This window comes from Methylocella sp. (genome assembly GCA_037200525.1).
GTDB lineage: Bacteria > Pseudomonadota > Alphaproteobacteria > Rhizobiales > Beijerinckiaceae > Methylocapsa.
In genome coordinates, this window is the sequence record JBBCGG010000001.1 from 1,959,344 (window position 1) to 1,985,314 (window position 25,971).

Genomic DNA, 25,971 nt, shown 5'->3' on the forward strand with positions numbered 1-25,971 from the left:
TTGCGTGGGTCGTGGCTTTTTAGCCGTGTTGCGCTATGCTCCATTTGTAGATCAGGCTGAAAAGCGACCGGCGGTCCGGCTCTTTCCTCGATGCTGGATGCAACGAATGGATTGTCATGAGCGAACACGCTTTAGCGGATGATCTTCGCGGCAGGGTTACGCCCTCGCCCAAGGCCAGCTTCTGGTTGAGGGAGCTTCCCTATCTCGTTGTGCTATGTCTGACGCTGATCGGCATCGCCTATACGAGCGTCTCGAGGCATCCGCTCGTCGGCTACTGGGAATTCATGGCGCTCGTCATCGGGATCGCCGTCGTCTCGACAGCCTGGGCCGAGTCCGGCGACAGGCGCGCCCGTTTGCGTCTCATTGTGACCCAAGCCCTGCATTGGCTGTCGTTTTTAATCGCCATGAACCTAGCGCTTTTGCCCAGCGTTCAGAGATTGCTGAATCCGGAGGCGACCGGCCTTACCGTTTTGCTGTTGCTGGCGCTCGGCACGGTCACCGCCGGCATTACGATTTTATCTTGGCAGATCTGCTTCATCGGCGTCGCGATGGCGCTCGCAGTGCCGGGCATCGCCTGGCTGCAACAATCCGCCATCGTCGTTGTTCTGGGCGTGGTGGTCGCTCTGATCGGGGTTGGCATCGTCTATTCCTGGCATCGGAGCGCTCGGCGCAGCGAAGGTTTGTCGTCGCCCGAGAGAGGTTGAATGCGGACGGTTGCGCTGCGATATCGCCTGCTCGCATTCATAGCGCGGGCATGATCGCCGGCGAAAAGCGCAAGCTTTAAGAAGGATGCGGGCGCCGCCGGCTGGCGCGAGAATCGCGACGAATGTCGTGGTGGGCAGGCGCTCCAATTTGGACCGCCGCGGTGGGGGGCTCCCCGCGCGGCCTATGATTCCGCCCAAACGAGACATTTCCTGGGAATGTTTTACCCAAACGGGCTATGTATAATAGCCCCGTTCTACTGCTAAATCGCAATAGACCGCCATTTCATATCCGAAATCGACTAAACAACAATAGGTTGTAGTCAGATCGGTTTGCGCGGAACGAACTATAAATAAAATCGAAAATTGATACTTGGTATTCTATTTTCGACACCTTTCATCTATAGGCTCGCGGAGCGATACATGTCTTCACCCTCAAATCTCCGCGAAAGGATTTTCGCCAAACTTGACGAATTGCAATACTTGTATGACACGGGCCAGATTGCTCCGGACTCAAGCGAATATCTAGATCTACTTGCTCTCCAGGAATTTGAATGGGTCCTCTCGTATATCGACGCCGCTGAAAATCATTTGGCGTTATTTCAAACGAGCGAAACGCTGCATTAACCGCCGTTCCAATTCGATCAGCCGCGTTTAGGGAAAGCGCACCAGCTTCCGTTCGGTCCCGCGCGCCATTTTTGTTGGGTCCTTGCGATTCGCGCCGGTGCTTCGCCCGACGTTAATTCTTTTTCGGTTTGGCTTATCGAGGGAACCACACTTGCCCCGGGGCGGGTTTTGATTCACTCCAGTCCGGGATAGTGCGGGCAGTTGGCGGTCAATTTTGCAGCCAGATCGATTCCTCCCGTTGCCGCGCCCGGCCGAATCGAATCGCCAGGGTTCACGGTCGCCGTGCCGATAATCATCGGCTTGACGGCGGTCCACGAACCATCCGCGTTATATTTGAAGCCGGAACACGACAACAATTGGCGTTGCGGTTGTTCCAACGGCGGGGCCGAGGATTGCGCCTGGGCCGCGCCGGCAAAAAGGAGAAGAAATCCTACAAAAGTCCACTTAGCCACGAGAGCCTCCGAGTGGGTATTCGATACGGCCATCTCGTATACCGGATACTGGCCGATCAGGCATCTGCATTTCAACATTAGATTATGTTCTTGGACAGGTCCCAACTGGTCGGGAACGTATGATAGACAGCGATTGTGTCCAGTTGACGCAGACCGAACGATGGTCGCCGAACAATCCTCATGACCTGCTCGCGAAAACTACCTCCACATGCGAGAGCGTGTGACGCATTGAGCCAGACGCTCATGCGGCTCACTATTCGCGCAGCCGCCGCGGGGAAGGTTGGGCTGCCTTGCCGCAGACATCGAAGGGCGAGACTCGCTGCCCGCGCTATGAAAAAAAGCGCCCCCGGGGTCCGGAGGCGCTTGTGCGTTTGCAGTTTATTCGCGCTCAACATGCCGCCGCCAGCTATCTTCAGGGCGATGGCGAAGCGGAAAGTCACTGTCCGGGAACTTTGGTCACCTGGATCTGGATCTGGCCAAAATAGGCGGCCACATCGGCAATCTGAGCGTCGGTCAACGACGCGGCCATGATCGACATCGTGTCGTTCTTGCGCTCGCCGCTGCGGAAGGCGAGCAATTGCCGGGCAATATAATTAGAGTTCTGCCCGGCAAGATTGGCTGCATCCGGCGTGTTGGCGATGCCATTGATGCCATGGCAGGCCGCGCACGACCGCGCCAGCTTACGCCCAGCCAGTGGATCGCCGGCTGGCGCATCATCCTGCGTCGCGGCCGCAGGCTGCCCGAGAGCAGGCGCGCCGAGCGCCAAGGTTGCGGCGAGCAGGGCTATCGCCCCACCCGCTGCGATCATCTTCCGTTGCTTCACAAGCCCCGCCTTACTTGCCGTAGCTGATGCGATAGATGGCCCCCGAGTAGTCATCGCTGACCAACAGGCTGCCGTCCTTCAACATCGCCACGTCCACGGGACGGCCGCTGTATTCGCCGGTCTCATCATTCAGCCAGCCTTCGGCGAAGGGTTCGCTGTGATCGGCGGAGCCATCCGACTTCAGATAGGTGACCATCACGCGCGCTCCGATCGGCGTGGTGCGGTTCCACGAACCGTGCTCGGCGCTGAAAATGGCGCCGCGATATTTCTCGGGGAACATCTTGCCGGCGTAGAACATCATGCCGAGGTCAGCGGCATGCGCCGGCATCTCCACCTCGGGGAACACGACATTGCTCGGCGGCGTATCGTCCTTGAATTCGACGGTCCGGACGTGGCCGCCGCCGTACCAGGGGAAGCCGAAGTTCAGTCCAATCGTCTGCGCGCGATTGAGTTCGCCCGGAGGGATATCGTCGCCCATTCCGTCGACCTGGTTATCGGTGAACCAGAGCTCGTTATTCTTCGGATTGAAAGCCATGCCGACTGAGTTGCGCACGCCGCGAGCGAACACTTCGCGGTTGGAGCCGTCGCGGTCCATGCGGACGATGCCGCCAATTCCCTGCTCGTTGTACAGCGGCAGCTTTTCTTTCGGCGGCACGTTATACGGCTGGCCGACTGTGACATAAAGCTTGTTATCCGGCCCGATGCGGCAAACGCGGGCGATGTGGTTGTAGCTTTCCTCGGTCTTCGGGATCAGCGCATCGGTCACGACCTGCACGGCGACGTCCGGCGATTCATAGAAGAATTCTGCGGCGGGGAAGGCGATGACGCGGCTCAACTCGGCCACATAGAGGATGCCGTCCTTGCTCATGCACACGCCGTTCGGGATCTTGAACTGCAGGGCTGGCGCAAAGATCTTCACTTCGTCGGCCACGCGCGAATGCGTGCGGTCGCTGACCGTCCACACCTTCGTCTTGCGCGTTCCAACGAACACGATGGATTCATTATTCGCCACCGCCATGTGCCGCGCGTCGGGCACTATCGCGTAGAGGTCAATCTTGAAGCCTTCAGGCAGCTTGATGTGCTTGAGATTGGCCCGCAGCTCATCAGCCTTGGCGCCGCCTTGCGGCACGGTTTCCATCTCCAGCGAAGTGCCGGCTGAGTGCATGTCCTTCAGCTTGGACATGACTTCCGACTGGCCAGGGGCCGGCGCAGGATTTGGCGCCTCCGCCGGGGCAGGGGTCTGGGCGGCGCCGGCGGCGACCACCATCGCCACGGCCAATACTTTTAGATCCATTAAGTCTCTCCCGATTTTCTTGTTTGTCGACTGCGAGGTTTATCTCCAGCGCAGCGCCATCCACCTTGGACGCAGCATTTGTTCTATATAAACAAATTTCTTGCAACGGGCATTTTGAAGCGGACGCGCAGCTTGGAATCGCCCGCTTCGCTATTCAGCCGCCCGTTCGGCAATGAAACAGTCGCCCGCCTGTTACATCACGCCTTTTTGACCTTAAACTGCGCCATGCCGTTATACAATCCGGTCCGTGGCTAAAATCATCAAAGGGGCGGCGCGCCCCATCGCCATGATCGAGCAGCCGCTGCAATCCTCCCCGTACAAACCCGCGAGGGGCTTCGATGGAAACCCGCGCGCTCGTCATCGATCTGGCATCAAAAATGAAGTCCCGCCTGCAGGAAAGGTTTGTAATTACTATGATTGCTGTTCAGTCGAGATGGCGTCGGAACAAAAGAATGGCGGCCCGCGGGAAACACCTTCCCGATTTTCGCAACAATACACAAAAGATCATGCCCAATGGTCTAAGGCCGTCTCGGCGGCATTGATCGCAGGATGATCGATCGAACGCGTCGTATTCGTATAAAGCCATTTGGGCCGGCATGATGGAGCGCGATCAATGCCACCCCGCCGCTGAGCGGCTTGCTTGCAGAGGCTTGATGTTAACTCGAACCGCGACAGGCGGCGTTTAAAGATTGACTCGCCACAAATTGACGAAACAATGAAGCCGCTCCTCTGAGCTGCCGGCGGAACCGCGGCGGTCTATGGGCGTTAGCCGGTATAAGAGAGCGCGGATTTGCGGTTCGTCGAGTGTTTGGAGATCAGGGAAATGCGCTTTCGTGAGAGGATATCGGCTGTGGCGTTCGCTGCGGCTCTGGCGTTTGCAGGCGGCGCATCGGCGCCTGCCGCCGCAGAGTCGAAGCATATCGGAGCCCACGACCCGCTCATTGGCGCCAACCATACGCGCGGGGGCATGCGCACGCGGTTAACGGCTAACCGGCATTCCACTGGCTTTGTCGCCCTTGTCGGCGATAAAGACGGGGGACTGGGCTTTTATCCTCTGCCTTGGCATTATCGCGTCGGGGCATGGCGCGCTCGGCAGCGTCAAGCCATAGAATCCTCTGAGGCGATACATAGTGCGATAGCTGCCGACGCGACCGGCTACGACTATCTGTTCCCCGGTGGCGAAGGCTACGGCCTTACGCATCATCATGGAATTTTCAATCCCGTCGATGGCTATGGCTCGCCCTTCTTCGCAGGCTATTACGGCAGCGCAGGAGCCCCGGATGATGATCCAGGCCCGCTGGGAAGGCCCTACCCCAATTGATGTGACGGGCTTGCCGCCAGCGTGGCGGCCGAGATGAGCGGCGGATCCGCGAAGTTATAGCAGCGGATCTAGAATGCGCGCGACGCCCTCGAGCGTGTCGCGCAAGGCGGAGACAGGCGGGACGCCTTCTTCCGACTTGTCCTTTATCCCCTCGATCCAGCCGACCACTGCGCCAACGCTTTCCGCGCCATAGACGATGGCGTTCGCCTCGAAATTGAGGAACAGGCTGCGCGGGTCGATATTGACCGAGCCGACCATTGCAAGCTCATCGTCGATCACCACGATTTTAGCATGCACCATGCCGCCGACGAAGCGCACAACCCTCACGCCAGCCGCCGCGGCATCGCGCAGCGGCTGGCCGCGGGCGAGATCGGCGAGCCTGTGGTTTGAGGGATCTGGCACATAGATCCGAACGTCGACGCCGCGATGGGCGGCGAGGATGAGCGCCTCCGCGAGAGCGCTAGGAGGAATGAAGTAGGGCGTCACGATCCATAGCCGCCGCCGGGCCGCGAACACGCTCGAGACAATCGCCGCATAGACCGGATCGCCGGATACGTCGGGTCCAGAAGGGGCGATCTGCACGACGGTCTCGCCTGCAGGATGCGCCTTCTCGGTGAGCAGGCTGACTGACTTGCCGGTGACGAATTCCCAGTCGGCGGCGAACAGCGCGGCGTATTGGCGTGCGGCTGGCCCCTCGAGCAAAAACGAGAGATCGCGCCAGCGCGCAGGGTCGGGCATTGGGCCCATATATTCGCATGCGACATTGGCCCCGCCCGCGACTGCTCTTTTGTCGTCGGCGATGAGCATTTTACGATGATTGCGCAAATTGGTGCGGGTGAAATGCGCCAAGCGGACGGGAAGAAAAAAAGCGGTCTCGCCCCCAGCCCGGATCAGCGGATCCAGCGCCCGCGGGGACGTATGATACGACCCAACTCCATCGAGCAGGAGGCGCACCTCGAGCCCCTCGCGGGCGCGGCGCGCCAACGCCTCCACAATGGCGAGGCCGACGGCGTCCGGATGCAGAATAAAACTCGCCATGTGGATGCGCGTCTGCGCGCCGTCGATCACATCCATAAAGCTGCGGTAAATTTCGACGCCGTCGGCGCAGAGGCGAAAGCGATTGCCAGGCAGAGCCGGGGGCAGACCGTAGCTCTGCAGCAGCTGGTCGGCGCCCGCCGGGCCAGCCGGTAAATCACTCGCCGCGCCAAGGTCCGAGCCGATCGGACGCTTGAGCATAAGGGCGCTTCCCAGCTTGCGGTTGCCGAATACGAGATAGGCCGGGATGCCGAGCCAAGGGACCAGCGCGATGGCCATCAGCCACGCCGTCGTGCTGGGCGCGGAGCGGCGCTGACGCAGCAATCGCGGCGCGATGAGCAGGCTCATCAACACGCCCGCGATCATCGCGAAATGCGGGAATATGACTGAACCGAACATTCCGAAGAGCGTCATCGAGGGAACCGGACATCAGTTGATCATGCGCCGGCCTCTCCCGCAAGCGCGCCGGCGACGCTCATCGAACCGTCGAGCCATCGCTCTTAAGCGAAGAGGTTAAGGTCGCCGCGCCGGCCGCGGCGTGGCGAGATCCCGATCATTAGGCCAAGGCCTTTGCGACATGCTTATGTCGGCTGCTCTTGCTTTTGAATCGAACCAACGGGTTTTTGCGCAGACCGACAGGCCTCCTTCTGTCGGCGGGTTCCTCAACGCGATACTGATCATTGGCGGTTTGCAATTGCTCATCACCGCTTTGGCGCTTGGGCCAATCGTCGAGCATACGCTGACGCTTGCAGGAAGCATTTTTTGGAGTCGACTCCCTATCCTGAGACGCTTAAATGCCCAGGCAGACGGGAAGAAAAAAAACAATGTCTCCGCTGGCCGCAATCTTTATGGAGCCTTTACAGCGGCCGCCTCTCTTACGGATCGAACCCTGACGCGTTTAGGCGCAATGATGCGGCCAAATTCAAACATATGGAGAGTTCCGTGTTAGATGTTCTATTTCTTGCGCTTGGCCTCGGCCTTATCGCCGTGTTGGGCTACTACGCCCGCGCGCTAAACCGCATCTGAGGAGAGCCGCCATGATTGAGCCGATCATCGGCCTCGTCGTCGCTCTCGCGCTCGGCGTCTATCTCGTTTTCACGCTTCTGCATCCGGAACGCTTCTGAGTTTGTCCATGTTCCGGCCTTTCGACGCAAAGCGTCGCAAGGGACCGCCGTGTTTACTGGAGATTTCGCATGTCCCTCAACGGCTGGCTTCAAATAGCCCTCCTCGCCGCAGTCTTGATTCTGACGATAAAGCCGCTTGGCTCATACATGGCCAGGGTTTTTTCGGGTGAGAAAACCTTCCTGACGCCTGTTCTTGGTCCTGTCGAGCGCGGCTTTTACGCAGCCGCCGGCGTCGATCCATCCAAGGAGCAAGGTTGGCTCAGCTATACCCTGGCGATGCTGGTCTTCAGCGCTTTCGGGTTCGTTTCGCTCTATGCGATTCTGCGGCTGCAGGCTTGGCTGCCCTTTAATCCGCAAGGCTTCTCGAACGTCGCCCCGGATCTCGCCTTCAATACGGCGGTGAGCTTCGTGTCCAACACCAACTGGCAGTCCTATGGCGGCGAGACGACCATGAGCAACTTCAGCCAGATGGTTGGGCTCGCGGTGCATAATTTCCTCTCCGCCGCGACAGGCATCGCGATGGCGCTGGCGATCACCCGCGCTTTTGCTCGTTCAGGGGTCGCGACCTTAGGCAATTTCTGGGTCGATCTGAGCCGCACGACGCTTTATGTGTTGCTGCCTCTCTCGATCATCGTCGCCATCGCCTTCATCGCGCTTGGCGTGCCGCAGACCTTGACCGGAACGGTCGACGCCACGACGCTCGAAGGAGCCAAGCAGACCCTATCGATGGGGCCGATGGCCGGCCAGGAAGCGATCAAGCAGCTCGGCACCAACGGCGGCGGCTTCCTCAACGTCAACTCCGCCCATCCTTATGAGAACCCCAACGCGCTCGCCAATTTCCTGCAGATCCTCAGCATGCTCGCGATCGCGTCGGCGCTGGTCTACGCCTTCGGCCAAATGGTGGGTCAGATCCGTCAAGGCAAAGCATTGCTCGCCGCCATGGGCATCCTGCTCGTCGTTGGCGTCGCGGCCGTCTATTTCGCCGAAACGAGCGGCAATCCGATCCTGACGGCGCTCGGAGTCGATCCCTCGGCCGGCAATCTCGAAGGCAAGGAAATGCGCTTCGGGCAGGCCATGACGGCGCTGTTTGTCGCCGTGACGACGGGCCTTTCCTGCGGCGCGGTCAATGCGATGCATGCTTCCCTGACGCCGCTCGGCGGGATGGTTCCCCTGTTTCTGATTCAGCTCGGCGAAGTTCTGCCGGGCGGCGTCGGCTCGGGGCTTTATGGCATGTTGGTTTTCGCCATATTGGCGGTCTTCGTGGCCGGCCTCATGGTTGGCCGCACCCCTGAGTTCTTGGGCAAGAAGATCGAGACGCGCGAGATGAAATTCGCGATGCTCGCGGTCTTGATCCTACCGCTTGCGATTCTGGGGTTCACCGCCGTGGCGGCGATGCTGCCGGTCGCGCTCGCCAGCCTCGCCAATGCCGGCCCGCACGGCCTGACCGAAATCCTCTACGCCTATTCGTCGGGAACCGGCAATAATGGATCGGCCTTCGCTGGCCTCAGCGCTAACACGCCCTGGTTCAACACAACCCTTGGCATTGCAATGATGGCCGGCCGGTTCGGCTATGTCGTGCCAGTGATGGCGATCGCCGGGTCGCTGGCGCTGAAGACGAAGGTTCCAGTCTCGGCGGGCACTTTCCCGACTGACAAGCCTCTTTTCGTCGGCCTGCTCATTGGCGTGATCCTAATCATCGGCGGTCTGCAATTCTTCCCCGCTTTGGCGCTTGGGCCAATCGTCGAGCATTTCTTGATGCTCGCAGGCAAAACCTTTTAGGAGTTGACTTCAATGTCCTCGCACGCTCAAGCGACGTCCTTGTTCAATCCCGCGATCATCCTCGCGGCGATCGGGGACGCATTTCTCAAGCTCAATCCGCGTCATCTTCTCCGCAATCCGGTAATCTTCGTCACCGAAGTCGTGGCCGCGCTGGTCACAGTGCTTTGGCTGAGGGATCTCGTCACGCACGCCGAAGGTCAGGCTTTTTCCGGCCAGATCGCCGCTTGGCTGTGGTTCACTGTCTTGTTCTCGACCTTCGCTGAAGCCTTGGCCGAAGGCCGCGGCAAGGCTCAGGCCGAGAGCCTTAAGCGGGCCAAAACCGATCTCGTCGCCAAGCGACTGCCGGCGGCGAATGCGCCAAACCATCCCTTCGTCACAATTCCGGCGACGGGCCTCAAGGTCGGCGACATCGTCATCGTCGAGGCGGGCGATCTGATCCCCGGCGATGGCGAAATCATTGAAGGCGTCGCCTCGGTCAACGAGAGCGCGATCACCGGCGAGTCAGCGCCCGTCATCCGCGAGTCGGGCGGCGACCGCTCGGCCGTGACCGGCGGTACGATGGTGCTCTCGGACTGGATCAAGGTGAGGATTACGACCGAACCCGGCTCGAGCTTCATCGACAGGATGATCGCGCTGGTTGAAGGCGCCGAACGGCAGAAGACCCCGAATGAATTGGCTCTTTCGATTCTGTTGTCGGGCTTGACGCTGATCTTCCTGATCGCGGTCGTCACGCTCTGGGGACTCGCCAATTACTCGAACACCGCGCTCTCGATCGTTGTGTTGGTGGCGCTGCTCGTAACCTTGATCCCGACCACGATCGGCGGCCTGCTCTCGGCGATCGGCATCGCCGGAATGGACCGACTGATTCGCTTCAACGTCATCGCCACCTCCGGCCGCGCCGTTGAGGCGGCCGGCGACGTCGATACGCTGCTGCTCGACAAGACCGGCACGATCACGTTCGGCAACCGCATGGCGACGGAGTTTCTCGCCATCCCCGGAATCGGCGAGGGTCGTCTGGCCAAAGCCGTCCTGCTCGCCAGCCTCGCCGATGAGACGCCGGAAGGTCGCTCGATCGTGGCGCTCGCCAAGTCGGAATTCGGCGCCGTTGAGCCAAGTCTTGCCGGTCAATCCGTGAAGACCATCCCGTTCTCGGCGGAATCCCGGCTATCCGGCATTGATTTCGACGGCAGCTCAATTCGCAAAGGCGCCGTCGATGCGATTTTGAGGTTTGCGGGAACCACCGCCGAAGCGGCGCCGTCTTTCTTCCGGCAGGCCGTCGACAAGATCGCGCGGTCCGGCGGAACTCCGCTCGGCGTTGCTGAAAATGGCGTGTTGCTCGGCGTCGTCCATCTCAAGGACGTGGTGAAGCCGGGCATCAAGGAGCGCTTCGCCGAGATGCGCGCCATGGGCATCAAGACAGTGATGGTGACCGGCGACAATCCCGTCACCGCCGCAGCCATCGCTTCGGAAGCTGGGGTCGATGATTTCATCGCGGAGGCGACGCCGGAAGACAAGCTCTCCTATATCCGCAAGGAGCAGAAGGGCGGCCGCTTGATCGCCATGTGCGGCGACGGAACCAATGACGCCCCCGCGTTGGCTCAAGCCGATGTCGGCGTCACCATGCAGTCCGGCACCCAAGCCGCCCGCGAGGCCGGCAACATGGTTGATCTCGATTCGAACCCGACCAAGCTCATCGAGATTGTCGGCATTGGCAAACAATTGCTGATGACTCGCGGATCCTTGACGACCTTCTCGATCGCCAATGACGTCGCGAAATACTTCGCCATCATCCCGGCTTTGTTTATCGCGACCTATCCGGAACTCGGCGCGCTGAACATCATGCATCTCGCCTCGCCGCAATCGGCGATTCTTTCGGCGGTGATCTTTAATGCTCTGATCATCGTCGCATTGATACCGCTGGCTTTGAAGGGCGTCGCCTATCGGCCGGTCGGGGCCGCCGCGCTGCTGCAGCGGAACCTTCTGGTCTATGGGCTCGGCGGCCTCATTGTGCCCTTCATCGGGATCAAGGCCATCGATCTGGTCGTCGCGGCGCTGCATCTGGCTTAGAGCATGATCCCGAGAAGTTGCAGACTTTTCGGAGAGGATCATGCATTGAAACAAATTGATGGGGAGCACGATCGCCTCAACTTCAGGCGTTCATGCTTCAAGGAGAAACAAGATGTTGACTCATATACGCCCGGCCCTGGTTCTCTTGATCCTGTTCACGGTTCTGACCGGGCTCGCCTATCCTTTGGCCCTCACTGAATTCGCGGCGGTCGCCCTTCCCGGGACCGCCAATGGCAGCCTTGTCATGAGAGGCGGCGTCGTCGTCGGCTCCCGCTTGATCGGGCAGAATTTCACCTCCGATCACTATTTCCACGGGCGTCTGTCGGCGACGAGCGCGCCGGATCCAGCTGACGATTCGAAGACGATCGACTCTCCCTACAACGCCGCCAATTCGTCGGGATCAAACCTCGGACCGACCTCCGCCAAGCTGCTCGAACGCGTCAAGGGCGACGTCGAGGCGATGCGCAAGGACCGCTTTGAAGGACCTATTCCCGCTGATGCGGTCACCACATCGGGTTCTGGGCTTGATCCCGATATTTCGCCGACTTTCGCACAGGAGCAGGTTGCGCGCGTCGCCAAGGCGCGTAACGTGCCGGAAGAGCAAATCAGCTCGCTGGTCGCCAAGGAAACCGAGGGACGCTTGTTCGGCATCCTGGGCGAGCCGCGAGTCAATGTGCTTGCGCTTAATCTGGCCCTCGATGAGGTTGCTCCCCTAAAATAAGGTCTTGGATCTGGCATGGCGGGCTCCGATCGCAAAGTTGACAAGCAACGTTCGGATCCCGACAAGCGCCCCGATCCAGACGCGCTGCTAGCGCTCGCGAGCAAGGAGGAGCGGGGCAAACTGACGGTCTTCCTCGGGGCTGCTCCCGGGGTCGGCAAGAGCTATACAATGTTGTCGCGCGCGCGCGGTCTCAAGGCGGATGGGGTCGATATCGTCATCGGCCTTGTCGAAACCCATGACCGCGCCGAGACCGCCGCTTTGCTGGATGGTCTTGAGGTTTTGCCTCGCCGCGTCGTCAACTATCGCGGGCGCGATCTCGAGGAATTCGATATTGACGCCGCGCTGCAACGCAAGCCGCAGATCATCGTCGTCGATGAACTCGCGCATACGAACGCGCCTGAGAGTCGGCACCCCAAGCGATATCAGGACGTCGAGGAGCTGATCGGCGCTGGAATCGATGTCTGGACGGCGATGAACGTCCAGCATCTCGAAGGCCTGTCCGACGTCGTCTCCCAGATCACCGGCGTCTCCGTCCGCGAGAACGTGCCGGATAGCGTCCTGAAGAACGCCGACGAAGTCATCGTCGTCGACATTACCCCCGCCGATCTGATCCAGCGATTGAAGGAAGGCAAAGTCTATTTGCCCGGAAACGCGCGGCGGGCGATGGACGGCTTCTTCAAACCGGCGACGCTCACGGCGCTGCGCGAGCTGGCGTTGCGCCGGACGGCGGACCGCGTCGATGACCAGATGGTCGACTATCTGCGCCAGAACGTCATTGAAGGACCATGGGCGACGGCGGAGCGTCTTCTTGTCTGCGTCGGTCCTAATACGTCGTCAGAAAAACTCGTGCGGACCGCGAGCCGGCTCGCCACGGGGTTGAACGCGCCCTGGACGGTGCTGCATGTCGAGCGCGCGGGCGACGAGCCTAAACAAAGCGACAGACCGGCTTGCGTCGATGAAACCTTGCGTTTGGCGGAGCGGCTTGGGGCCGAGACCTTGCGCGTAACGGCTTCAGACTTCGCCGCCGAAATTCTTCGCCTCGCCCGGCGGGAGAACGTGACGCAGATCGTGCTCGGCCGATCGCACGCGGGCTGGTGGTCGCGGTTGCGCGGCAATTCGCTCAGCGAAGCGATCATGCGGCAATCGGACGACATCGGCGTCCATATTCTCAGCGATCGGGACTCATCGGCGAGCGGGGCCTCGCACTGGCATCCGCCGAAGATACGGATTTCGGTCGCCCCCGCGTTCGCCGCGGTTGGCGCGGTCGGATGCTCGGTTCTTATCGGCCTCGCGCTGCAGTCGGTAATCAAATTACCCAATCTCTCGATGCTGTTCATAATGGCGGTGCTGTTTTGCGCTGTGAATTTCGGCCGCTGGTTCGGCATTGGCGCAGCGGTCATTTCCTTCTTTGCCTATAATTTTTTCTTCATCGAGCCGATCTACTCCTTCACGGTGGCGGAGCCGCATGAATTATTTGCGCTATTGGTCTTTTTGATTGTGGCGGTCCTTGCCGGCGGCCTCGCCGGACGCGTGCGCGATCAGGCCGAAACCGCCAAGAAGCGCGCCGCCAGCACGCAAGCTCTGTATGAATTCTCTCGAAAACTTTCCGGGGCCGCGAAGCTGGACGATGTTTTATGGGCCGCCACCTATCATCTGCGCGCGGCCTTGAACGCCGCCGTGGTCCTCCTCTTGCCCGAAGACGGCGAGCTGCAGACCAAGGTGAGCTGGCCGCCGGACACAATCCTCGAAACCAGCAGCATGACAGCGGCGCGCTGGGCGTTCGAGAAAGGCGAAATCGCTGGACATGGCAGCGGGACCTTGCCGAAGCTCAAGTTTCAGTTTCGCCCCCTCGTGACGCCGCGCGGCGTGATCGGCGTCTGCGGTTTTGAGCAACGGGACGCGGCCCCGCCGCTCGATTCGGGCGAGGAGAGGGTGCTGGCGGCGCTGCTCGATCAGACGGCGATCGCCGTCGATCGGGCGTTGCTGACCCGCGAGAGCGCGAAAACGGCGGCGCTCGAGCAAAGCGAAAAGCTCAGTTCGGCGCTGTTGTCCTCGCTTTCGCATGACCTTCGCACGCCGCTCGCCTCGATTACCGGCGCAGTCACCAGCCTGCGCCAGCTTGGCGACCGCATGAGTTCCGCGAGTCGCGACGATCTTCTGATCTCGATCGAAGAGGAAGCGGCGCGATTGTCGCGCTTCGTCTCCAATCTGCTCGATATGACGCGGCTGGAGGCTGGCGCTTTGAACGCCCGGCGTGACTGGGTCGATGTCTCGGATGTGATCCGGGCGGCTGTCGAGCGAGGTCGAAAAACCTTTCCTGATCGAGTGATCGAGATTAGCCTCTCGCCGTCGCTGCCGTTGGTGCGCGCCGACGGCGCGCTGCTCGGACAGGTTTTGTTCAATCTGATCGACAACGCCAGCAAATATGGCGGCGTCGACACGCCGACCAATATTTTCGCCCGCCGCGAAGGAGACGAAGTTGTGATCAGCGTCACCGATCAGGGGAAGGGTATCCCGCCCGGCGACCTGGAGCGCATCTTCGACAAATTCTATCGCCGTGGCAGAGTCGATGGGCGGTCGGCTGGGACCGGGCTTGGACTGTCGATATGCCGGGGTTTCATCGAAGCGATGGGAGGGACGATCAAAGCCGAGAGCCCCGCTTTGCGTAAACGCGGAACGCGGATGGTGATCCGTTTGCCGGCGGCTGACGCCAATGTTGGCGAGAGGAGGCCTTCGTGAGCGATGACCGCATTCTGATCGTCGACGACGAACCGCAGATTCAAAGATTTCTAAAACCCGCGCTGAAAGCCGCAGGTTACGAGGTTCTGACCGCCGCCACCGGCGCCGAGGCGCTTAAGCAAATTTCCATCTCGGCTCCCGATGTGGTGATTCTCGATCTGGGTCTGCCGGATATGGAGGGGAAGGACATTATCAGAGAGGTGCGGGCGTGGTCGACCGTTCCGATCATTGTATTGTCGGCGCGTGATCGCGAGACCGAAAAGATTGCGGCGCTGGATCTTGGAGCCGATGACTATGTCGAGAAACCCTTCGGCATCGGCGAACTGATCGCCCGCATACGCGCTGCGCTTCGTCATAAGGCGGATGGCGCGGGCGAAACCTTAAGGGTCGAGACCGATGGCCTCATTGTCGACACCGCCAAGCGGATCGTCACCAAAAACGGCGAGCCGGTGCGTCTGACGCCAACTGAATATGATCTTCTCTCCATCCTGGTCCGGCACGCGGGGCGGGTGGTGACGCATCGTCAATTGCTCGGCTCCGTCTGGGGTCCGGCGCATGTGGAGGACACCCAATATTTGCGCGTTTTCATCGGGCAGTTGCGCGCCAAGATCGAGCCCGACGCCGCCAACCCGCGCATCATCCAAACCGAGCCGGCGATCGGCTATAGGTTCGCCGGTTAGCGCATGCCCCCGGCCGTTTCGCGAGAATCGCCGGTTAAACAAGCAGATAGAAAGAATGGTCGGTTCAGCTTGAAGCGCCGGCGCTCTAAAGCCATCGCGGCTGCGTTGGCGCGGGAAACTCCCGCGCCAACGCACGCCCTTGCCCGTCAGTAGGCGTGATGATGATGGTGGTGGTGGCGATGCCACCTTCTGTTATGCGACTGCGGAATGCCGAGCACGCCTTTGACGCCGCCGGCGACGCCGCCCACGACTCCGCCGACTGCTCCCCCCACGACGCCGCCAACCGGGCCCGCCGCCCGGTGTCCGGTTGCCGCGCCCTGTTCCGCGCCGTTTACAACACCCTGAGCTTGCGCCGCGAGCGGCATGGAGAGGACGGCGAAGAAGCCTACGACAAGCGCCATATCGGTTTTCAAATGCAGATCTCCTGAAAAGTTGACGACAGCTACTGGGCTCGCTTCGCGTTCCGGCGTCAAGTGCGGTTAGGACAATCGCCGCGCTAGCAAATGCAATTGCAGCAATGAAATAAGGACGTCACATTCTGCGAGCTACACTGCCAGCTTAATCCGTTGCGGTTTTTTGGCTGCCGAGTTTCGCCGGGGTCTGGAGTGGAGCGCAACGGCCGGCTTTTCCTTTTGAACCAAAGGACAAAAGATGAACGCCCGCGATGTAATGGTCCGCGACATCGTCACGATTGGTCCGGACGACGAAATCTCGACTGCGGTTCGGCTACTCGTCGATCATGACGTCAGCGCCTTGCCGGTGGTTGACGTCGACCGGCGCGTCATTGGCATTCTCAGCGAAGCCGATTTGCTGCATCGCGAAGAAGACGGCACGGTGAAACGCATCTCGTGGTGGACGGAGGCGGTGACGCCGGCCAGCGCGCTCGCCCTCGATTACGCTAAATCGCATGGCCGTCGGGTGGCTGAAGTCATGTCCGATCGGGTCATTTCCGCTGGCGAGGACACGCCTTTGTCTGAAATCGCCAATATTTTGGAGAAAAACCGCATTAAGCGGGTCCCGATTTTGAAAGACGGCAAACTGGTCGGAATCGTTAGCCGCGCCAATCTCATTCAGGCTCTGGCCTCGACGCCCTCCGTGGCCGCCAAAGATCCCGCCACCGATCGCGGCATCCGAGCGACGATCCTCGCTCGGCTCGCCGATCAGTCCTGGACCGATTTTGGCGAGCGCAATATCGTCGTCTCGGACGGCGTCGTGCATCTTTGGGGCCTCATCGGGTCGCCGCAAGAACATAAGGCGCTGCTGGCGCTCGCCGAGGATATCCCCGGCGTCCGCGCGATCTCCGATGAGATGATTCCGTCTTATTGATTTGATCTGCTTGCAGTCCGCCGTCCCGCCCCAGAAAAGGGGCATGATCGACTCGAACTGGAAGGATCAGGCTTCCCCGCGGCTGAAACTTGGGAAAAAAGGCAGCGCCTTCGCTCGTTCTTCGCGATTCCACCCAGAGCTGTTGCATAATATCCACAGCGCTAGAACATTTTGGGCGTTAAGGTAGCGATCCGAGCGGAGTCATTCTGCGTCTTTTTTGATCAAGCGGTCGCCATGTTCGTCGCCTCTCGACCTACCGACACGCCCGCGGCCGACGCCGCGAAACTGCTGATTCGGCTCGGCTTGGCGATTCTGATGATCGCGTTGCCTTGCGCCGGAGTGATATTGCGCGGGGCGATCTATGTGCTGATGCCCATTGGCGCAATTTTGATCCTTATTGGCGCTGTGGTCGGCGCGCCGGAGCATGGTTCGCGCCATTTGCGCGCGGCTCTTTCCTCGCCCGCCGGGGCGACGGCGCTGTTTTTAACCTTCTGGGCCGGTCTTTCTCTGCTTTGGACGCCGTTCTTGCCGGAGGCGTCGCAACGGTTCGCGCAAATTGTCGGAACGACCTTTCTCGTCGCGCTCGTCGCCGCCTACTTGCCGGACAAAACCAAAACGATCGACCTTTACCTGCTGCCCGTGGGCCTCGCCCTATGCGCCATTGCGACGCTCGTTCTGGCGCTCAAAGGCCCGGCGTGGTTTTGGGGGGCCTCCGAGTTCGATGAAACGCTGTTCGAGCGCACGGTGATTACGTTAATCGTCCTCGTTTGGCCAGCGCTCGGGGCCCTCGCCTTGCGCGAACACTGGATGCTGGCCGCTGGCCTCGCCGTGCTCGCCGCCGCCGTGGCGTTGGTCGGTTTCGCCCAAATCGGCCTCGCCGCGATGGGGGCGGGCGCCTTCACCTTTGCGATTGCGATGTCGGAACCAGGCAGGCCGGCGCGCCTTTTGGGGCTGATTTTCGCGGCTTTAATCCTGCTCGCGCCTGCGCTTCCGCTGGTCTATGGGGCCATCTTTAGCTTAACCGGGCTTCAGCCGGGACCGGCGTCGGAGTCGATGCTGATCTGGAAGGATCTCATCACCTCGCAATGGCCGCGTCTTGTTACGGGGCATGGTTTTGACATGGCCAATCGCGGCCTCAGTCTTGGCTATCTCCCGGACTTGACGCCGCGAAGCCTGTTGTTCGTGCTTTGGTATGATCTCGGTCTTGTTGGAGCCATCGCCTTTTCGGTCCTGACGGCGCGCGTTTTTATGCTCGTCGGCCGGATACCCGATATTGCGGCGCCTTCCGTGCTCGCGGGACTGGTCGCGATTCTGACGCTTTCTTTTCTTGGCGTTGCGACAGTCCAGATCTGGTGGGTGACGCTAGTCGGTTGCGCCATCATCGCTTTCGTCGTTCTGGTTAAGGGCATATACCGGACGCAGCGGCCCGCCGCGCCGACAATGGACGCGCCGCCGCGCCAGCCTGAAACAGAAGGCGATGCGATGGCCGCCGCGCGCAGCGGCTGAGATCGCGCTTTGCCGGCGCGGCGAGATTTATTCGGGACGTCCCGCCGCAACAATTGCGAAAGCGCCCCAAGAAGTTTCTTGCGGGATCAGGGCAAGCGGTTTTAACATTGGTGCATGATCGAGGCAGTCATCACCATTCGAAATGCGCGCGAAGGAGACGCCCAGGGCATCGCCGATGTGCACGACGCCGCTTGGCGGGATGCCTATCGCGGCATTATTCCCGGCCGAGAGCTGGAACGAATGATTGCGCGGCGCGGGCCGCGTTGGTGGCATTCGGCGATCATGCGAGGGTCGCGCCTCCTCGTTCTCGATTTCGATGAAACGATCGGCGGCTATGCGAGCTATGGGCGCAACCGCGTCCCATCGCTGCGCTATGGCGGAGAGATTTTCGAACTTTACGTGGCGCCGGAATTTCAAGGCCTTGGATTCGGCAAGCGTCTGTTCGAACTGGCGCAAAAGGACCTTGCCGAGCACGGTTATCCGTCGTTTCTAGTTTGGGCCTTGGCTGATAATGAACGCGCCGTGCAATTCTATACGCGGCTTGGCGGGTTGAACGTGCGCCAAGCCAATGAGCGCTTCGGCTCAGAAACGCGGGCGCGCCACGCCTTCGCCTTTGGCTAGCGGGTTGGCTTCAGTGGTGGACGCCCCCGGTCAATATGGCGCAGCTTTAGTTGCCCTGTCAGACTTGAAGGCGGCTTGCTCTTGGAGCATGATCACCGCGTCGTGAAATGACTTGGTTGGCGTTTGTTTTTACCGACCGCTCACAGAAATGGGCGGAGGGAAGCGGCGTTAGAGCATGATCCCAAGAAGGTGCAGGGCTTTTTGGAGACGATCGTGCGTTGAAACAAGGAGATAAAGAGCAGATTCAGGTTCCGTTTGGAACGATCGTGCTCTATGACCAAGCGCCTCGCCCCGAAATCGCTAAAAGACGAAACCGCGGCAAAGACCTTCTCCGCCACCAAGCCAAAACCCAATCCGGACCCGCTCAGCGCCATCAGCGCCCGCGTTGGACCATTCAGAAAATTCGGGAGTTTACTATGCGTCTTGACGCAATTTCGATCGGCGCTAATCCGCCCTGGGACGTTAACGTCGTGATCGAGGTGCCGATTGGCGGCGAGCCCATCAAATATGAGTTGAACAAGGAAGCGGGCGCCCTGTTTGTCGATCGCTTTCTTTACACATCGATGCGCTATCCGGGTAATTACGGCTTTATCCCGCATACTTTGTCCGAGGACGGCGATCCCTGCGACGTTATTATCGCTAATACGCGCGCGATCATTCCTGGCGCGGTGATGAGCTGTAAGGTCGTCGGCGTACTGATAATGAAGGACGAAGCCGGTCAGGATGAGAAGATCTTGGCGGTCCCTTCGATGAAACTGACCAAACGCTACGCGAAGGTTGAGAATTACACTGATCTGCCGGAGATCACGCTGCAGCAGATCGAGCACTTCTTTGCCCATTACAAAGATCTCGAACCGAATAAATGGGTCAAGATCGAGCGCTGGGACGATGCCGAAGCGGCGCGGAAGATCGTCGTAGAGTCGATCGAGCGGGCAAAGGCCGCGCATAAAGTTTAGCGCTTATCGGGCCCCTAGAGCTTCCGCGTCAGGCGGAAGACGCCCTGTTCGCCGAATAGATTCCAGATCCAGGGAGCGCTGTAGGCGAGGGGCTTGCCGAAACGATCGAGCGCGACGCCGCGCTCGATGCGGGCGTCGATCGCCTTCACGAGGTCGGTGAAATCCTGAATCGTGCAAAAATGAATGTTAGGCGTCTCGTACCAGACCGAGGATAGATTCTCCGTCAGGGGCATATGGCCGCCGATGGCGATCTGCGCCCTGATCCGCCAATGGCCGAAATTCGGAAAAGAGACGATCGCGCGATGGCCGATCCGCAGCATATGTTCGAGCACTTGGCGCGGCTGCCGGGTCGCCTGCAGCGTTTGCGACAATATGACATAGTCGAAAGAGTTGTCGGGATAGGCCGCGAGGTCGGTGTCTGCGTCGCCCTGAATGACCGAAAGGCCTTTGGCGACGCAATCATTGACGCCGCGCTGCGACAGTTCGATGCCGCGCGCGTCAACTCCCTTTTCTTCGGCCAGCAGCCGCAGCAGCGCCCCATCGCCGCAGCCGACGTCGAGAACGCGGCTGTTGGGCTCGACCATCGCGGCGACGAGAACAAGGTCTACGCGCGCCGTCGATTTCCCTGCGGCCGACCTCTGGCCGAGAAGAGGCGCCTCGTTCAAGGCTTCGCCTGCGGTTTGGCGGGAGGCAAGCCCCTTGCGCGCGCGGCGGAATCGAGAAAGCCGCGCGAGGTCGCGATGAAGTCGGGGATGTTGAGCAAGAACGCGTCATGGCCGCGATCCGTCTCGATATCGACGAATGAAACCGAGGCGCCGCCAGCGTTGAGCGCATGGACGATCGCGCGCGAGGCGGCTGTTGGATAGAGCCAATCCGAGTTGAACGATACGACGCAAAACCGCGTCTTCACGCCTTGGAAGGCGTGCGCCAGCGAACCGTTGTAATCGGCGGCGAGATCGAAATAATCGCAGGCTCGCGTCACGTAGAGGTAGGAGTTGGCGTCAAACCGATCGACGAAACTCGAGCCCTGATAACGCAGATAATTCTCGATCTGGAACTCGGCATCGAACGAAAATGCGGGCGCCGCGCGATCTTGCAATTTGCGGCCAAACTTGCTCTGCAAGGCTTCGTCCGACAAATAGGTGATGTGAGCCGCCATGCGGGCGACGGCGAGCCCTTTGGTCGGGATGATGCCAGCCTCAAGATAACGCCCCATGCGCCAATCCGGGTCGGCCATCACAGCCTGCCGGCCGACCTCGTGGAAGGCGATATTTTGCGAGGAATGCTTCGCCGCGGTGGCGATCGGCATGGCGGAGAAGATGCGGTCGGGAAAGCTCGCCACCCATTGCAGAACTTGCATGCCGCCCATCGAGCCGCCGACGACGCAAAACAGCATATCGATGCCGAGATGATCGATGAGCATGGTTTGCGCCCGCACCATGTCGCGGATCGTGACGATCGGCAGATCGAGCCCAAAGGGGCGCCCCGTCGCCGGGTTAAGCGAAGCCGGCCCGGTCGTGCCCATGCAGCCGCCGACGACATTGGAGGAGATGACGAAATAGCGATCCGTGTCGATCGGCCGGCCAGGTCCAACCATGGTTTCCCACCAGCCGGGCTTGCCGGTGACTGGATGTTCATTGGCGACGTGCTGATCGCCGGTCAGGGCATGGCAGACTAGAATCGCGTTGGACTTGTCGGCGTTGAGGACGCCATAGGTCTGGTAGGCGATCGTCAAAGGGCTTAGGAAAACGCCCGCGTCCATCTGCAGCGGACGATCGGCGCCGAAATGCGCGACGAGACTATGTGGCGCGTCGACTTCGCGAAGGCCTGCCGTCTTAATTGCCAAGACACTGGTCAAAATCTAGCCGATCGTTCGGTATGGCGAACACAGTGTCCGATATATAGGAGAGCAGCTCAAGGAGTGTCAAGTTTGAGATCGTTTTTCTTACTGCAAACCGGGCGAAATCCCGACGATTTATCTAACCCGCGCTGAAAATGGGGGAGATTTTTGCGAAGGCCCCTAGCCTCAGCTCGCCCGCTTCCGGCGCGAGCTGGATTTCAGCGGCGTCGGAAGCTTTGAACCGGACTCGTCCAGAATGGCGAATTGGTAGCCCCCGCTTTCATCCTTCGTCACTGAATAACGCAAGCGCTCGATGACGTTATTTGCCTCGTCAAAGGTCAGCACAACGGGACTGAGATCAGTGACGGCGGCGACCTCCAGGTAGACGGAGCTGCAAATGATCAGTTCGTCGCCGGGCTGACAGGTGCGCGCCGCCGCGCCGTTGAGGATGCAGCAGCGGGAGCCGCGCTCGCCCAAAATAACGTAGGTCGAAATCCGCGCGCCGGAATTCTTGTTCCAGACTTCGACGAATTCGAGGGGAAATATTCCCGCAGCCTCGCAATGCGCCGGATCAAGCGTGATCGAGCCGTGATAATCGAGGTTCGATTCCGTAACGCGGATGCCGTGAAGTTTTCCGCCTATAAGTTTTCGCATCGATTCCATTCCGTCGAAGCTCCGGCCCCGAAGCATCCGCTAATATTACGTCGCTACCCCGCATCGGCCTCGAAACTGACCAGCTTGGCTCCCTCCGCGACTTGATCGCCGAGCGCAAATTTAAAGGCTCGGACAATCCCCGAGCTCGGGGCCCGCAGCAGATGCTCCATTTTCATTGCTTCGACAACCAGAACCGGTTGGTTCGCTTCGACTATGGTGCCGGGCTCCACCAGAAATGCGACGATCCGTCCCGGCATGGGAGAGGTCAAATCCCTCCGCGGCTCCTCGCTCGTCGCCGCGTCGTCGCCGCGATCAGCCAGAGCGAAGCAATGGCAAGGCTGCCCCTTCATGCATATGACGATCTTCCCATCAGCGCGAATCCAACGCGCCGACGATTTCCAGCCGTCGAGATCGAACGATAGAACTCCATCTTCCGCGAGAGCGCCGGTTGCGCGGAGAAAAACGCTGTCCAGCGTCGTAAGTCGCCAGCCCTCGCCCAGGTAAGTAATCTGGATCACGCGATTTTCAGCACCCCGCGCTGTAGTTTCTCGCAAAACACACGTTTCCTCAGCGGCCTCGTTCAGCCGCCAGGCGTCTTGCCGGTTCCAAGGGCTCCAAGGATCACCCGAGCGCGCCGCCGCTTTTTCCACGGCGCGGGCGCACTCGCGCAGAAGGCCGATCACGGCAAGGGCGAGAATCTGGGCTGAGGCGGCCGGCGCTGGGGCCAGAAGCGCCGCGCGATGCCGCTCTATAAAACCGGCATCCGGGGCGGCCTGCGCAAACGACTCGCTGCTCGCGATGGCTGTCAGAAAGCCAAGGTTGGTCGCAAGGCCGGCGACGCGCATATCGCTGAGCGCATGGCGTAGGCGCAAAATGGTTTTGGAGCGATCCTCGTCCCAGACGATCAGTTTGGCGATCATCGGATCATAATGGACCAAGATCTCATCTCCGGCCTTGCAACCGGAATCAATGCGCACATGCCGTCCCGCCTTGGGAAAATCGAGGCATTCGAGGCGCCCGCTTTGGGGGACAAAATCCCTGGCCGGATCCTCGGCGTATAGCCGCGCCTCGATGGCATGGCCTCTGGCGACGATTTGCTCCTGCGCCAGCGGCAATCCTTCGCCAGCCGCAGCCCGCAATTGCCATTCGACGAGATCAAGGCCGGTGATCATTTCGGTGACCGGATGCTCGACTTGCAGGCGCGCGTTCATCTCCAGTAAATAAAAAGCCCCATCCTTGGGCGACACGAGAAATTCGATGGTGCCCGCGCCGACGTAGGATGCCGCGCGAGTCCCGCGCAGCGCCGCCTCGCGCATGGCCTGGCGAAGCTCCCCGGAAAGCTCCGGGGCGGGAGCCTCTTCGATGATTTTCTGATGCCGGCGCTGAATTGAGCAATCGCGATCGAAGAGATGAACGCAGGCGCCTCGAGCGTCGGCGAAGATCTGAACCTCGACATGCCGCGCGGGGCGCAAATATCTCTCGAGCAGCATGCGGTCGTCGCCAAAAGCAGCCATCGCCTCCCGCTTGGCGCTGGCGAGTTGAGCGACGAAATCGGCGCCGCTCGCGACGATTTTCATGCCTTTGCCGCCCCCGCCCCCCGAAGGTTTCAGCAATACCGGATAGCCGATTGCGTCGGCCTCGGCGGTAAGCCGCGAAAGCGTCTGGTCCTCGCCGTGATAGCCGGGAATCAGCGGAACCCCGGCCTCGCCCATCAGCGCCTTGGCGCGGGATTTGTCGCCCATCGCACGGATCGCCGCGGCCGGCGGCCCAATAAAGACCAAACCAGCCGCAGCGCAGGCCTCGGCGAAGCCCGCGTTCTCGGACAGAAACCCGTAACCCGGATGCACCGCCTCGGCCCCGGCGTGCAACGCCGCCGCGATGATCCTATCCCCGGCGAGGTAGCTTTCGCGGGCGGCGGCGGGGCCAATCAAAATCGCCTCATCGGCGAGCGCGACATGCAGCGAGGCGCGGTCGGCCTCGGAATAGACCGCAGTGGTCGCAACGCCAAGCCGCTGCGCGGTCCGAATGATGCGGCAGGCGATTTCGCCGCGATTGGCGATCAGGATTTTGGCGAACATCAATGCCTCCGGCGCCTTACATGCGGAAGACGCCGAACCGCGTCTCTTCGATCGGAGCGTTGAGCGCGGCCGAGATCGAAAGGCCTAACACCATGCGGGTCTCGGCCGGATCGATGACGCCATCATCCCAAAGCCGGGCGCTGGCGTAATAGGGATGCGCCTCGCGTTCGAATTTTTCGCGGATCGGCGCTTTGAAGGCTTCCTCTTCTTCGGAGGTCCAGACGTCTCCCGCGCCAAGATTATCGCGCCTGACATTGGCCAGGACGTTGGCGGCTTGTTCGCCGCCCATCACTCCAATGCGCGCGTTCGGCCACATCCAGAGGAACCGCGGTCCGAAGGCGCGCCCGCACATGCCGTAATTGCCGGCGCCGAAACTGCCGCCGACGACGATCGTAAATTTAGGCACATTGGCGCAGGCGACGGCGGTGACGAGCTTGGCGCCGTCCTTGGCGATGCCTTGCGCCTCATATTTCTGGCCGACCATGAAGCCGGCGACATTTTGCAGGAAGACCAACGGAATTTTCCGCTGCGCGCAAAGCTCGACGAAGTGAGCGCCCTTCAGAGCCGACTCCGAAAACAAGATCCCGTTGTTGGCGAGAATGCCGACGGGATAGCCGAAAATATGCGCAAAGCCGCAGACCAAAGTCGTTCCGTAAAGCGCCTTGAACGAGTCGAAGACGCTGCCATCGACGATGCGCGCGATGATCTCATGCACATCATAGGATTTGCGCGGATCGGCTTCGACGATGCCGTAAATGTCTTTTGGATCGTAGAGCGGCTCGGCTGGCGTCTCCAAGGCGATATCGGGCAGTTTGCGCCTGTTGAGATTGCCGACGATCGTTCGCGCGATTTCGAGCGCCTCGGCGTCGCTCGAGGCGTAATGGTCCGTGACGCCTGACTTGCGGGAGTGAACCTCTGCGCCGCCAAGATCTTCCGCGGAAACGATCTCGCCGGTGGCCGCTTTGACGAGCGGGGGGCCGGCCAGAAAAATAGTCCCTTGCCCGCGCACGATGATCGCCTCATCGCTCATCGCCGGGACATAGGCGCCGCCGGCGGTGCAGCTTCCCATCACGACGGCGATCTGCGGAATGCCGGCGGCGGACATCCGCGCCTGATTGAAAAAGATCCGACCGAAATGATCGCGATCGGGAAACACCTCGTCCTGGTTTGGCAGATTGGCGCCGCCGCTATCAACGAGGTAAAGGCATGGAAGATTGTTTTCGCGTGCGATCTCCTGCGCGCGCAGATGCTTTTTTACGCTCAAAGGGTAGTAGGTCCCGCCCTTGACGGTTGCGTCATTGGCGATGACGACGCATTCCTGACCGCGGATGCGCCCGATGCCGGCGACGACTCCCGCGGCGGCGATGGTTTCCGCATAGACTTCGTAAGCAGCAAATTGCGAGAACTCCAGAAATGGCGCCCCCTTATCGAGCAGGACGCCGATCCGATCGCGCGGCAACAGCTTGCCGCGCAGGATGTGTCTTTCCCGCGCTTTTGGGCCGCCGCCCTGACGTATGATCTCAACCTTCGCCCGCAGATCGTCGACGAGGCCTTGCATCGCCTTTGCGTTGGCCGCAAAACGCGCGCTGCGCGGTTCAGCCTGGGATTTGAGGGCGCTCATATGGGC

The 25,971-nt window shown here is 60.6% G+C and carries 23 protein-coding genes; 13 read left to right on the forward strand and 10 right to left on the reverse strand.

Going from position 1 to position 25,971, the window contains the following annotated elements:
* Window positions 1-116: 116 nt before the first annotated feature.
* Window positions 117-704 (forward strand): hypothetical protein, encoded by a 588-nt coding sequence (locus WDN46_09465; GenBank protein MEJ0093648.1) that lies wholly within the window; start codon window positions 117-119, stop codon window positions 702-704.
* A gap of 797 nt (window positions 705-1,501) precedes the next feature.
* Here the strand turns inward: WDN46_09465 and WDN46_09470 are convergent.
* The 3 genes from WDN46_09470 to WDN46_09480 form a co-directional block, all read right to left on the reverse strand.
* A complete protein-coding gene (locus tag WDN46_09470; protein ID MEJ0093649.1) occupies window positions 1,502-1,858 on the reverse strand; it encodes a hypothetical protein in 357 nt (118 codons plus the stop codon).
* 358 nt (window positions 1,859-2,216) lie between these two features.
* Window positions 2,217-2,603: a c-type cytochrome gene (locus WDN46_09475; GenBank protein ID MEJ0093650.1), complete on the reverse strand. Its 387-nt coding sequence runs from the start codon at window positions 2,601-2,603 to the stop codon at window positions 2,217-2,219.
* Window positions 2,604-2,613: 10 nt separating this feature from the next.
* Window positions 2,614-3,897, reverse strand: coding sequence for a PQQ-dependent sugar dehydrogenase (locus tag WDN46_09480; GenBank protein MEJ0093651.1), 1,284 nt, complete (start codon window positions 3,895-3,897; stop codon window positions 2,614-2,616).
* 247 nt (window positions 3,898-4,144) lie between these two features.
* Between WDN46_09480 and WDN46_09485 the strand changes: the two genes are divergently transcribed.
* Window positions 4,145-4,450, forward strand: coding sequence for a hypothetical protein (locus WDN46_09485; protein ID MEJ0093652.1), 306 nt, complete (start codon window positions 4,145-4,147; stop codon window positions 4,448-4,450).
* A 270-nt stretch (window positions 4,451-4,720) separates the two neighbouring features.
* Entirely contained in the window at window positions 4,721-5,218 is a 498-nt protein-coding gene (locus WDN46_09490; GenBank protein ID MEJ0093653.1) for a hypothetical protein, read from the forward strand.
* 54 nt (window positions 5,219-5,272) lie between these two features.
* On the opposite strand, the gene WDN46_09495 is transcribed toward WDN46_09490, so the two are convergent.
* Window positions 5,273-6,667: a phospholipase D-like domain-containing protein gene (locus WDN46_09495; protein ID MEJ0093654.1), complete on the reverse strand. Its 1,395-nt coding sequence runs from the start codon at window positions 6,665-6,667 to the stop codon at window positions 5,273-5,275.
* A 169-nt stretch (window positions 6,668-6,836) separates the two neighbouring features.
* Here WDN46_09495 and WDN46_09500 point away from each other — a divergent pair, with 169 nt between their 5' ends.
* The 6 genes from WDN46_09500 to WDN46_09525 all read left to right on the forward strand — a co-directional run bounded on the left by WDN46_09500 (window position 6,837) and on the right by WDN46_09525 (window position 15,363).
* Window positions 6,837-7,202, forward strand: a complete 366-nt coding sequence (locus WDN46_09500) for a hypothetical protein (protein MEJ0093655.1) — start codon at window positions 6,837-6,839, stop codon at window positions 7,200-7,202.
* A gap of 244 nt (window positions 7,203-7,446) precedes the next feature.
* On the forward strand, window positions 7,447-9,156 hold the full coding sequence (gene kdpA, locus WDN46_09505) for a potassium-transporting ATPase subunit KdpA (GenBank protein MEJ0093656.1): 1,710 nt from the start codon (window positions 7,447-7,449) through the stop codon (window positions 9,154-9,156).
* 12 nt (window positions 9,157-9,168) lie between these two features.
* Window positions 9,169-11,223, forward strand: a complete 2,055-nt coding sequence (gene kdpB / locus WDN46_09510; protein MEJ0093657.1) for a potassium-transporting ATPase subunit KdpB — start codon at window positions 9,169-9,171, stop codon at window positions 11,221-11,223.
* Window positions 11,224-11,335: 112 nt separating this feature from the next.
* Window positions 11,336-11,944: a potassium-transporting ATPase subunit KdpC gene (kdpC, locus tag WDN46_09515; protein MEJ0093658.1), complete on the forward strand. Its 609-nt coding sequence runs from the start codon at window positions 11,336-11,338 to the stop codon at window positions 11,942-11,944.
* A 15-nt stretch (window positions 11,945-11,959) separates the two neighbouring features.
* Window positions 11,960-14,683, forward strand: coding sequence for a sensor histidine kinase KdpD (locus WDN46_09520; GenBank protein ID MEJ0093659.1), 2,724 nt, complete (start codon window positions 11,960-11,962; stop codon window positions 14,681-14,683).
* A complete protein-coding gene (locus WDN46_09525) occupies window positions 14,680-15,363 on the forward strand; it encodes a response regulator (protein MEJ0093660.1) in 684 nt (227 codons plus the stop codon). The genes WDN46_09520 and WDN46_09525 overlap by 4 nt, the downstream gene beginning before the upstream one ends.
* A gap of 146 nt (window positions 15,364-15,509) precedes the next feature.
* Here the strand turns inward: WDN46_09525 and WDN46_09530 are convergent, their stop codons facing one another.
* The gene (locus WDN46_09530; protein ID MEJ0093661.1) at window positions 15,510-15,764 is read right to left on the reverse strand and encodes a hypothetical protein; all 255 of its coding nucleotides are present in this window, start codon (window positions 15,762-15,764) and stop codon (window positions 15,510-15,512) included.
* Window positions 15,765-16,014: 250 nt separating this feature from the next.
* On the opposite strand from WDN46_09530, the gene WDN46_09535 reads away from it, so the two are divergent.
* The 4 genes from WDN46_09535 to ppa all read left to right on the forward strand — a co-directional run bounded on the left by WDN46_09535 (window position 16,015) and on the right by ppa (window position 19,772).
* Window positions 16,015-16,689, forward strand: coding sequence for a CBS domain-containing protein (locus WDN46_09535; GenBank protein ID MEJ0093662.1), 675 nt, complete (start codon window positions 16,015-16,017; stop codon window positions 16,687-16,689).
* A gap of 234 nt (window positions 16,690-16,923) precedes the next feature.
* The gene (locus WDN46_09540; protein ID MEJ0093663.1) at window positions 16,924-18,195 is read left to right on the forward strand and encodes a hypothetical protein; all 1,272 of its coding nucleotides are present in this window, start codon (window positions 16,924-16,926) and stop codon (window positions 18,193-18,195) included.
* A 114-nt stretch (window positions 18,196-18,309) separates the two neighbouring features.
* Window positions 18,310-18,816, forward strand: coding sequence for a GNAT family N-acetyltransferase (locus WDN46_09545; GenBank protein ID MEJ0093664.1), 507 nt, complete (start codon window positions 18,310-18,312; stop codon window positions 18,814-18,816).
* A gap of 416 nt (window positions 18,817-19,232) precedes the next feature.
* Window positions 19,233-19,772, forward strand: coding sequence for an inorganic diphosphatase (gene ppa, locus WDN46_09550; protein ID MEJ0093665.1), 540 nt, complete (start codon window positions 19,233-19,235; stop codon window positions 19,770-19,772).
* 14 nt (window positions 19,773-19,786) lie between these two features.
* On the opposite strand, the gene metW is transcribed toward ppa, so the two are convergent.
* The 5 genes from metW to WDN46_09575 form a co-directional block, all read right to left on the reverse strand.
* Complete coding sequence (gene metW, locus WDN46_09555) at window positions 19,787-20,437, reverse strand: methionine biosynthesis protein MetW (protein ID MEJ0093666.1); 651 nt, start codon at window positions 20,435-20,437, stop codon at window positions 19,787-19,789.
* The gene (locus tag WDN46_09560) at window positions 20,434-21,618 is read right to left on the reverse strand and encodes a homoserine O-acetyltransferase (GenBank protein MEJ0093667.1); all 1,185 of its coding nucleotides are present in this window, start codon (window positions 21,616-21,618) and stop codon (window positions 20,434-20,436) included. Before WDN46_09560 ends, metW begins: the two co-directional genes overlap by 4 nt.
* Before the next feature lie 180 nt (window positions 21,619-21,798).
* A complete protein-coding gene (gene panD / locus WDN46_09565; GenBank protein ID MEJ0093668.1) occupies window positions 21,799-22,266 on the reverse strand; it encodes an aspartate 1-decarboxylase in 468 nt (155 codons plus the stop codon).
* 53 nt (window positions 22,267-22,319) lie between these two features.
* Window positions 22,320-24,344 (reverse strand): biotin carboxylase N-terminal domain-containing protein, encoded by a 2,025-nt coding sequence (locus WDN46_09570; protein MEJ0093669.1) that lies wholly within the window; start codon window positions 24,342-24,344, stop codon window positions 22,320-22,322.
* Between the two features lie 16 nt (window positions 24,345-24,360).
* Entirely contained in the window at window positions 24,361-25,965 is a 1,605-nt protein-coding gene (locus WDN46_09575; protein ID MEJ0093670.1) for a carboxyl transferase domain-containing protein, read from the reverse strand.
* Window positions 25,966-25,971: the final 6 nt, after the last annotated feature.